Below are 8,406 nucleotides of genomic sequence, written 5' to 3'. Positions count from 1 at the left end.
ATTTTATTTAGTTAATATCAAACCTTTTTCATGCAAAAAATATAAAATTTTTTAAAAACCAACGCTACCCTCCCTCCATTTTTCTATATATAACATATGAAAAGAAAATTCAAAGAAGAAAGGGTAGTGAAACAGATGACAAATTATAGAAAGTTACGGACAGACTTTTGGAACAATCCGATTGTGGAAGAGATGACCCCAGAGGATAAATATTTTTATGTTTATCTCCTTACGAATCCGTATACGACGCGAATTGGAATTTATCGCATTATAAAAAAACAAATGTCGTTTGATTTAGGGTTTTCAATTGAGGCTGTACAAACGCTAATGGAAAGATTCATCAACTACCATAAGCTAATTCGTTACAATCCTGAAACAAAAGAACTCGCCGTTAAAGACTGGGGAAGAGAGTATCTACGGAAGGGTGGAAAGTCAGTCATGGACAGCGTCCATTCTGAATTAAAAGAAGTAGATGACACCTCGCTTATCCAATATGTTTCAAAATCGATACTTAGGGATGAAATTCGTAGCTTATATGAATCCTTTTGCGTTCCTGAAAAGTCTCTTAGCATTGAGGATGGAGAGTAAGTAGGAAACCCAGCATTTCTTAGATTTGGTAGGTGAAAAGGATTGAGTTTGGCTGAAAAAGCATTTTTAGGGAGCTTGATGAAGGCAGAGTATCTACTAAAGGATACGATTATTCGGCCTGAACAGCTAGAAAGCACACGACATAGAGAAATCATGCGCAGAATGGTGGAATTAAACCGTTCAGGCAAGAGTGTTGATTTAATCACAATGACAACCTTGCCTGACCTTGAATCATTAGGGGGAATGTCTTACCTTTCGGAGTTATTATCCTATGCGGACCTTGAGAAATTTGAGGGAATAGAAAAGCTTATTCTAGACCTTTGGAAGGAACGCGAAAAGAAAAATCTTTTAACGATAGCAGCAATGAATGATTGGGAGATTTCTAGAGTCATGACCGAATTGGATAAACTTAACCAAATGAAGCTAGATGATCATATGTCAATCCACCAAGCATTGTCCGCTATCTATGAGGCACCATGGGAGGACCAAATCATCTCGAAAAGCATCACAACAGGTATCCACAAGCTCGACGAAATAACAGGAGGCTTTCAGGACGGGGAAGTGACGATTGTCGCCGCAAGACCATCAATGGGAAAAACCGATGTCATGCTTCATTTCGCTAAAATAGCGGGATGGGCAGGGTTTCTGCCACTCGTCTTTTCCTTGGAAATGCCTGAAAAGCTGATTACTACTCGATTAATTGCTTCGACAGGGGGCTTTAATCGGACAAAAATGCGGAATCCGAAAAGAATGTTAACAGAAGAGCAAAAGAATAAATGGTCTGATGTCATTCACGATCTCAACGAAACTCATATCCAAATTTTTGATGGAGCGGGACAAACGATTGCTGAGATGCGATCGAAAACGCGAAAAATGAAAAATCAATTTCCACACAAGAAACCGATTATTTTTATCGATTATTTAACCCTCATCCAATCAGGTGAATCATACGGAGGGAATTCTCATTTACAGGTTACGGAAATATCCAAATCTCTTAAAGCAATGGCAAAGGACTTTGATTGCCCAGTCGTCTGTTTAGCACAGCTAAATCGTTCAGTCGAATCAAGAGCCAATAAACGGCCACTTATGTCAGATATTCGGGAATCGGGCAGTGTGGAACAGGACGCAGATGTCATTTTGTTCTTGTATCGTGAAGCCTACTATGACAAGGACACCGAGGATCGTTCCCTCGAAATCATTGTTTCGAAAAACCGAAATGGTCCGATTGGATTGATAAAGGTCAATTATAACGTGTATACAGGGAAAATTGAGGAGCATAAGGAACAGAGTGTTACTACTGGAGAAGATTACGAATGATACAAAATGTTAAAAAACTCTTATCGAGGTGAGAACACGTGATAGTGGAAGAGCTATATTTGGATTCTATCTGTTCTGAAGAATCTTCATTAGCCCATTACATCCATCACTTACTAGCAGAGCAGAAAATTTCATTAGAAGATGACATATCAAAAATCGACTTTGAACAAGCAGATCATGAGAAGGTCGCGGAAATGATTGAAAACAATGTTTTAGGCTTTAATAAGATTGGGATTTACTCATTAAAGATGAACGAGAATGATTTTGTTTTTATCTTTGCTAGCAACGAGCAACAGGCCATTCAATACTATTTCGAAGTATACCATCACCCACCATTGAATTGTCATGAATATTCGCTAGATTTTGAGTTTGTTAGAGGAAAGGATGTGGTTTCGTTTCGGGAAATGAGGAAGGAGTTCACTTATTTTCCGGCAATAGTAGGGTATTTTACGAGGGGGAGTGAAAAGTACGATGTTAATTATAATGCCGTTAGCTGCTGTGGATAGAAAAGTTGGAAAATATTTTAGCTTTGAATAACGAGTTGAAATATATTCGTTTTGAAATTATTGATGAGGAAATTCAAAATCTTGATTATATATTGCCGAGAAGGTATTTGAAGATTGTGATTAAAGCGTAGTTGGATTTTGACTTTTATGATTATTACATAATTATGGTACTGTAAAAGTTTGACCCTGACAAACGGTATCTTTAGATGAACTAGCATTGGAGTTTTATAGGTTCAGAAGAACTATTAGTAAATGAATGTAAGGGAAAACTGGAATTGTTAATTAGAAAAGTCGTTACCAATATATGATAGGTATATTAGATTGAGCTATTATTGAATTTTTGGAAAAAACTTAAAGCTATTAGGATATGGTGGGTCCTAGTGGAAGTAACCTACAAAAGGTTAATAGGTAGGGTAGGTAGAATTTAAGTGATTAACAAAAGAGAGAGAAGAGAGTAAAATTCTTACTCTCTCTTTGTGTTTTGTTAAACATAATGCAACAAGTACTCGGTTGTTGTCGTATTGGTCTAACTGGAGAAGCTTTTAGTTATTTGTTGTTCTTGCCACTTTACGATATTATTATTAATCCAATGAATGTCTTTGCATTCTATTTTAAAAATATCAGCCTGTAATAGAGCATCTTTTGTGAAGGTGCTTGATGTAATAAACATTGCTAATGGACACTTATGATTCCGTTTTGCTGAATTTAATTCTCTAATTTCTTTAACACTAAAAAGCACAAACATTTACATATTTTTTAGTATTTTAATATTTGCTCCAATACTAGAGAGGCTTGTCTTCATAGCTTTACCAAAGAAAAACACTAAAAAATCACGTAAAAAAAATAGAATAAGTGGAAGTTCAGCTAACCAAAGTAACAGGTTCGAGCTGACAATGAAATAATCAAATCTAAATTAGAAGACCTAACATGGAGAGAGTTTGAACGTCTGTGTTATCTATACTTCAAATCAAAAGGTTACAAAGCTAGTGAAACATCTGATGGTGCTGACGGAGGTATTGATTTAATTATTTATAACAAGCATCACTAAGCAAATGAATGTATACAAATAAAGCATTATTTGGGGTCTGGTAAACGAATCACGGTTCAACAATAGGATTTGGAGACAAATTTGAAGCAAAACATAGAGCAGCTGACGGACATTATGTACGTTCTAGAGCAGAAATGTTAATCGATAATTGGCTCTACATGTCGGAAATCGTTCATGCATATGAACGAAATTTTAGAGTTGTTATGGAATGGCAAAATATTGTGACGGTAGATTAGGGTATACGGTTGTAAAGTGGTTATTAATGGGAAGCTTACTAAGCCAATAACTTTCAAAAAGTTGATATCCGACCGGCCGGATACAGGGTGAGATAGTACATATGTGAGCTATATAATGGATTGAATATTCAAGAGTAAATTAATCAGTTGTTTAATATGATATCAAGCTAGATTCAATATTTCTTTAAAAACAAGGAGATGTTAGGTAGTTCAGATGAGATCATAGAGTACCCTTCAGGAGATATATTAAATGATATAATAGATATAGATTATTCGATTGAAATATGGAAAGAAAGAAGGAAATATCATGGCTAATAATGGAGAATCTACAAATGTTGAATTGATAATTGTAAACGCATTAAAAATACCAGGTGTTAAAGTTGATCGAAAAGAGTTTTTAGTAAAAACATTTGGTGATAAATTAAGTTCGGATCAAATCCCCCTATTAATAGATAAAGGACCATTAGATGTTGGGATCAGTAAAGAACAAATCAATAGAATGTCAAAATCCCTTGTAAATAAAAGAACCTTGCAAAGTTCTGGTACTTCATTTACGGCTGGACTACCTGGTGGATGGGCTATGGCTGCCACAATTCCAGCAGATACTCTTCAATTTTTTGGAGTAGCTTTACGTTTATCACAAGAACTAGCTTATATATTTGGATACAAAGACTTTTGGGATGATGAAGAACTAGACTTGGAACGAGTAAGAAATGAATTAATTTTATTCCTTGGTGTAATGTTTGGTGTAGGGGGTGCTGCTTCAACATTAAAAGTGGTTTCTTCCAAAATAGCACAACAGACATTAGAAAGACTACCACAAAAGGCATTAACCAAAACATTCTACTATCCGATTGTAAAGAAAATAGCAGCTCTTATAGGGGTTAAGATGACAAAAGATACTTTTGCTAAAGGAATCTCTAAAGTAATTCCTATTGTTGGAGGAGTTGTTTCTGGTGGTCTAACTTATACATCAATGACAAAGATGGGTAATCGTTTAAGAAATACAATGTATGATTCTTTAAACTACTCACCACAAGAATTTCAAAAGGATAAGGATGAAATTAAGAGAGAAATGCCAGACATCATTGACATAGAATTTTGAAGAGATAGGGGAGCAGGTAGAAGAACATAACAAATAAAGATAAAAAGCAACATGAATAACATTTACTATCCTATTGTCTTAATAATAGATTGCCGTTTATTAGATAAATCAATGGTTGTTAGATATTATGTTCTAAATCCGAAGGTTGTTACGGTAAAGCTGAAAAATTTATGGAATAAAATTCTCACATGTCTTTGTTGCCTTCAACATACAAGATTTTTGAACAATAATTGAGGGGTTTTATTTACTCGGAGCTAAACCATAGAATGAGTCCGATAAGAACAAAAGATGAATTTTAAAAGTTTGGTTTTAATATGGGTCAAATAAAAGAAGCATACGAATTTTTAAAATTTCTATCTGACAAAGACTTCCCAATGGGAAACGGTTGAACTATTAGTTGATCTTGTGAATACATACAAGCATGGTGACGGACGTTCTGCTACTAGGTTGTACAATAAGAACGCAGACTTGTTCTTAAAAGGTTACTTTTGTGACGAGAGACGGAATGAAAAATGGAGACTTCAACCTAGTAAGGGACGCTTGAAGATTTGTAGTTATCATAGCTATAAAGGTTGGGAAAGTTCACATATTATTTTACTTTTTGAGGGTATAGGAGATGATTGGAAATGGAAAGAAGAACAAAAAAATGCTTTGTTCATAGCGACTACAAGAGTAAATGCATTAAAAATTGTTCAGACTTTAATTGGTTAGGCCCTCACTTTAAGTGAAGTATTATGCTATTTCACTTCTCTGATTCTTTTATGGTTAATAAACTTTTTATAATTAACGAGAGTGTTTGATAGTTTCTAACCATCAACTGAAATTCATTTGTTATTGAGTTTTTCCATAAATGTTGAAATCAAACTCATCGTCATTAAACATAACAATGATTCAGAGATGAAAGGTTAATAATAGGAATACGTATTATTATAAGTTTACTAATATAGTTTTTTATAAGGAGGGCATTATGGAAAAGCTCATATTAAGTAGAAAAGGGTTTGATTCTACCTCTGGGAATGGATATTCTCCTTTTGACCCAAAGACAGGGAAATTTATTGTATTGCCTATCCCAGAAGATGAAGAGAAAGATGCTTTGTATAAATATAATGAGCTATCACTTGTTAGCCAGTTTTTTGAGGGAATATATGCAAAAAATCTACAAGAATTAATTAACCATCCAAAAATGTACTTTGGAAAAAATACTAAAATAGAAGTAAGAAATAGGAGTGCCCATTATGATCCAATTTTAGGGAGATGCCCATGGCTAACAAATGGACCTGAATTTGGTGCTTTTGGGCAATCAGAAGCAGCTGCTGGCCATTTAAGAAACAATCAAGTCCAAGAAGGTAGTATATTTCTATTTTTTAGTAGATTTACGCCAATAAAATATAGAGTGCATCCTCTTGATCCTATTGGAGCTTGGACACAAGGTGCCTATTTTATTTATGGGTGGCTAAAAGTTAATAAAGTAATAACCAAAGTAAACCAATCAGAACTTCCAATTGAAGTCAGAGATAGACACCCGCACGGATCTGATTATGATTTTATTAACCGAGATAATAACACAATTTTTCTGGCGGCTGAAAAATTATTTGAAGATATGGAAATACCGGGAAGTGGATATTTTCCGAAACTAACAAGCGATTTGTTACTATCTTCTGAATTACATAAAAACCAACCAAGTATCTGGAAATTACCATCATTTTTTAATACGGATGATTACCGCCCAACATACCTGAATGTAGAAGAAAACATTTCAAATCGATGGCTTAACTGTCCTGATAATAGTAACTATTGCTATGTACAGTCAACAGGTCGCGGTCAAGAATATGTTTCTAATTTAAAAGATAAGAGCTTAGAATGGTTACGTTCATTATTTATAGATAACTATAAGTGATTAATACTAAAAATAATCTCCTTTAGAGGTCTATTCTGCATTATAAAGGAAGGAATACTTTTTTAGACATTCATTTGCATTACATAAAAGCAACTCACCATGCCCGCTAAGCAGTGTGAGTTGCCTTTTTTCTTACACGTATTTAATTAGACATCCCATTACTGCGAATAACTAAGAGGAATGCCAGTGTTCACACACCAACACCTTTCTTATACCATAAACCACAATAATTTCGATTTCAACCGAGCTTACATATTCTCAAAAGTTTCAATCGTCTGTTTCTCCTCTTCCTCCCGTAGTTCCTTAATCACGTGAGAATAGTGCTTATAAGTCGTATTGATATTACTATGCCCAAAACGCTCACTAATATAATTGAAGTCAATTTTCTTATATAATAGAACACTTGCATGGGTGTGTCTTAAGGCATGCATCGTAATTGGATCGATTCCAAGTTCTAGTAAGTTTTTTGTAAGAGACTTATTGGATTGGTGTTGCTAATTACTCTGTACTTGGACTCTTGGTATCCATACAAATTTGGTGTTACAGTCTCGAAAAGTCTTCTAAATGCGTTCATTGTCTTTTTATCTAGTTTAATTGTACGATTAGATGCTTCATTTTTAGTCGGACCGAATCCTTGGGGATGTCTTTTCGCATAACCCCAAGTATTGTTTATGGTTATTGAGTTGTTTTTAAAGTCATGGAGCTAATGACCGATACATAATATTTTGTTTCCAAAAGTCAATCATACGGCACTGGGTGGGGGTAAAAAATATATTAGGGATACTTGAGTAGGCTATAAGTAAATAGTTATGTTAAAATAAGGAAAATATTATTATGTAAGGGGAGGGTTTTATGCACTATATTGATAGTGAAGGCAGGTATTTCACGAAAAAAATATTAATAGAGACAAATAATGCAGCTATTAGAGAAGAGAGAAATCGTCAACTGAAAGAGGACTTTTTAGAAAAGTTACCAGATGACAAGGTCTATCCAATTTTGTACTCATTTGATGAACATAATAAAGGAGAAATTAGAGTGCAGATAATCTTCGATGAAAAAGGTACAACGGGCTTTTTAGATTTAACAAAGAATAGGTATAATCTATTACCAAAAGCAACCTATCATGATGATGGTACTGTAGAACTTGAAACTGATGAATTAATTAATGCTAGAAGATTATATCCCGAAGGAAGAGAATATGTAGAAAAGGTTGGAAGAAAATTAATAAGAGAAAGTAGTTTTAGAACTAAAGTACTTAAGGCATATGGTCATCAATGTGCAATGTGTAAAATAAACGATGACTCAATTTTAGTTGCTGCTCACATATATCCAGCACATCTATGTGCAGATGATACAGTGAACAATGGGATTTGTCTTTGTAAAATTCATGATAAGTTTTATGAAGACGGGGATATTTGCGTAAGGTCTAATGGTGAGATATTTCTTCAGAATGAAAACATAAAATTACTTTATGACAGAATTAGATACCCTAAGAATATAGCTGACTATCCATCTCCTGAAAGGTTGAGTCAGAGATTAAAACTGTCTTTGAGATAATGGTATTTTTTACAAAAGAGGCTATTTTAAAGGGCTGTTATCTCTATGCAAATAGTTAAATAAAGTAGGAACCCCACATTTAAGGTTCTGGTAATTTACAACAGTTAGTACATCATAAAAGTTTGCGTAATGTAAAATTATAGGAGTAGGAT

General features: G+C 34.3%; 9 protein-coding genes. 7 read left to right on the top strand and 2 right to left on the bottom strand.

Features of this window, described 5'->3' with window-relative positions:
• Window positions 1-135: 135 nt before the first annotated feature.
• Genes HU235_RS24725 through HU235_RS24715 form a run of 3 tightly spaced genes read left to right on the top strand, consistent with a single transcriptional unit; the run spans window position 136 to window position 2,411 of the window.
• The gene (locus HU235_RS24725) at window positions 136-588 is read left to right on the top strand and encodes a hypothetical protein (protein ID WP_233452430.1); all 453 of its coding nucleotides are present in this window, start codon (window positions 136-138) and stop codon (window positions 586-588) included.
• A 42-nt stretch (window positions 589-630) separates the two neighbouring features.
• Entirely contained in the window at window positions 631-1,905 is a 1,275-nt protein-coding gene (locus HU235_RS24720) for a replicative DNA helicase (RefSeq protein ID WP_174881914.1), read from the top strand.
• 38 nt (window positions 1,906-1,943) lie between these two features.
• Window positions 1,944-2,411: a hypothetical protein gene (locus HU235_RS24715; protein WP_174881913.1), complete on the top strand. Its 468-nt coding sequence runs from the start codon at window positions 1,944-1,946 to the stop codon at window positions 2,409-2,411.
• A gap of 526 nt (window positions 2,412-2,937) precedes the next feature.
• Here HU235_RS24715 and HU235_RS25635 read toward each other — a convergent pair.
• The gene (locus tag HU235_RS25635) at window positions 2,938-3,156 is read right to left on the bottom strand and encodes a restriction endonuclease (protein WP_174881912.1); all 219 of its coding nucleotides are present in this window, start codon (window positions 3,154-3,156) and stop codon (window positions 2,938-2,940) included.
• Window positions 3,157-3,309: 153 nt separating this feature from the next.
• On the opposite strand from HU235_RS25635, the gene HU235_RS25630 reads away from it, so the two are divergent.
• From HU235_RS25630 to HU235_RS24695, 3 genes are all read left to right on the top strand, one after another.
• On the top strand, window positions 3,310-3,459 hold the full coding sequence (locus tag HU235_RS25630) for a restriction endonuclease (RefSeq protein ID WP_174881915.1): 150 nt from the start codon (window positions 3,310-3,312) through the stop codon (window positions 3,457-3,459).
• A 543-nt stretch (window positions 3,460-4,002) separates the two neighbouring features.
• Window positions 4,003-4,800: a bacteriochlorophyll 4-vinyl reductase gene (locus tag HU235_RS24700; RefSeq protein WP_174881911.1), complete on the top strand. Its 798-nt coding sequence runs from the start codon at window positions 4,003-4,005 to the stop codon at window positions 4,798-4,800.
• 967 nt (window positions 4,801-5,767) lie between these two features.
• On the top strand, window positions 5,768-6,697 hold the full coding sequence (locus HU235_RS24695; protein ID WP_174881910.1) for an Nmad3 family putative nucleotide modification protein: 930 nt from the start codon (window positions 5,768-5,770) through the stop codon (window positions 6,695-6,697).
• 248 nt (window positions 6,698-6,945) lie between these two features.
• On the opposite strand, the gene HU235_RS25260 is transcribed toward HU235_RS24695, so the two are convergent.
• Entirely contained in the window at window positions 6,946-7,128 is a 183-nt protein-coding gene (locus HU235_RS25260; protein WP_233452428.1) for a tyrosine-type recombinase/integrase, read from the bottom strand.
• A gap of 421 nt (window positions 7,129-7,549) precedes the next feature.
• On the opposite strand from HU235_RS25260, the gene HU235_RS24685 reads away from it, so the two are divergent.
• Window positions 7,550-8,254, top strand: a complete 705-nt coding sequence (locus HU235_RS24685) for an HNH endonuclease (RefSeq protein ID WP_174881909.1) — start codon at window positions 7,550-7,552, stop codon at window positions 8,252-8,254.
• Window positions 8,255-8,406: the final 152 nt, after the last annotated feature.

It is taken from the genome of Metabacillus niabensis, assembly GCF_902829255.1.
Lineage (GTDB): Bacteria > Bacillota > Bacilli > Bacillales > Bacillaceae > Metabacillus > Metabacillus niabensis.
Note: the sequence above shows the minus strand (reverse complement) of the source record. Positions and strands in the feature narration are given on the sequence as shown.

Coding starts and splice junctions, on each gene's coding strand:
- HU235_RS24685 (WP_174881909.1), top strand. CDS start 7,550: ATGCACTATATTGATAGTGAAGGCAGGTATTTCACGAAAAAAATATTA.
- HU235_RS25260 (WP_233452428.1), bottom strand. CDS start 7,128: ATGCATGCCTTAAGACACACCCATGCAAGTGTTCTATTATATAAGAAA.
- HU235_RS25635 (WP_174881912.1), bottom strand. CDS start 3,156: ATGTTTGTGCTTTTTAGTGTTAAAGAAATTAGAGAATTAAATTCAGCA.
- HU235_RS24695 (WP_174881910.1), top strand. CDS start 5,768: ATGGAAAAGCTCATATTAAGTAGAAAAGGGTTTGATTCTACCTCTGGG.
- HU235_RS24725 (WP_233452430.1), top strand. CDS start 136: ATGACAAATTATAGAAAGTTACGGACAGACTTTTGGAACAATCCGATT.
- HU235_RS24700 (WP_174881911.1), top strand. CDS start 4,003: ATGGCTAATAATGGAGAATCTACAAATGTTGAATTGATAATTGTAAAC.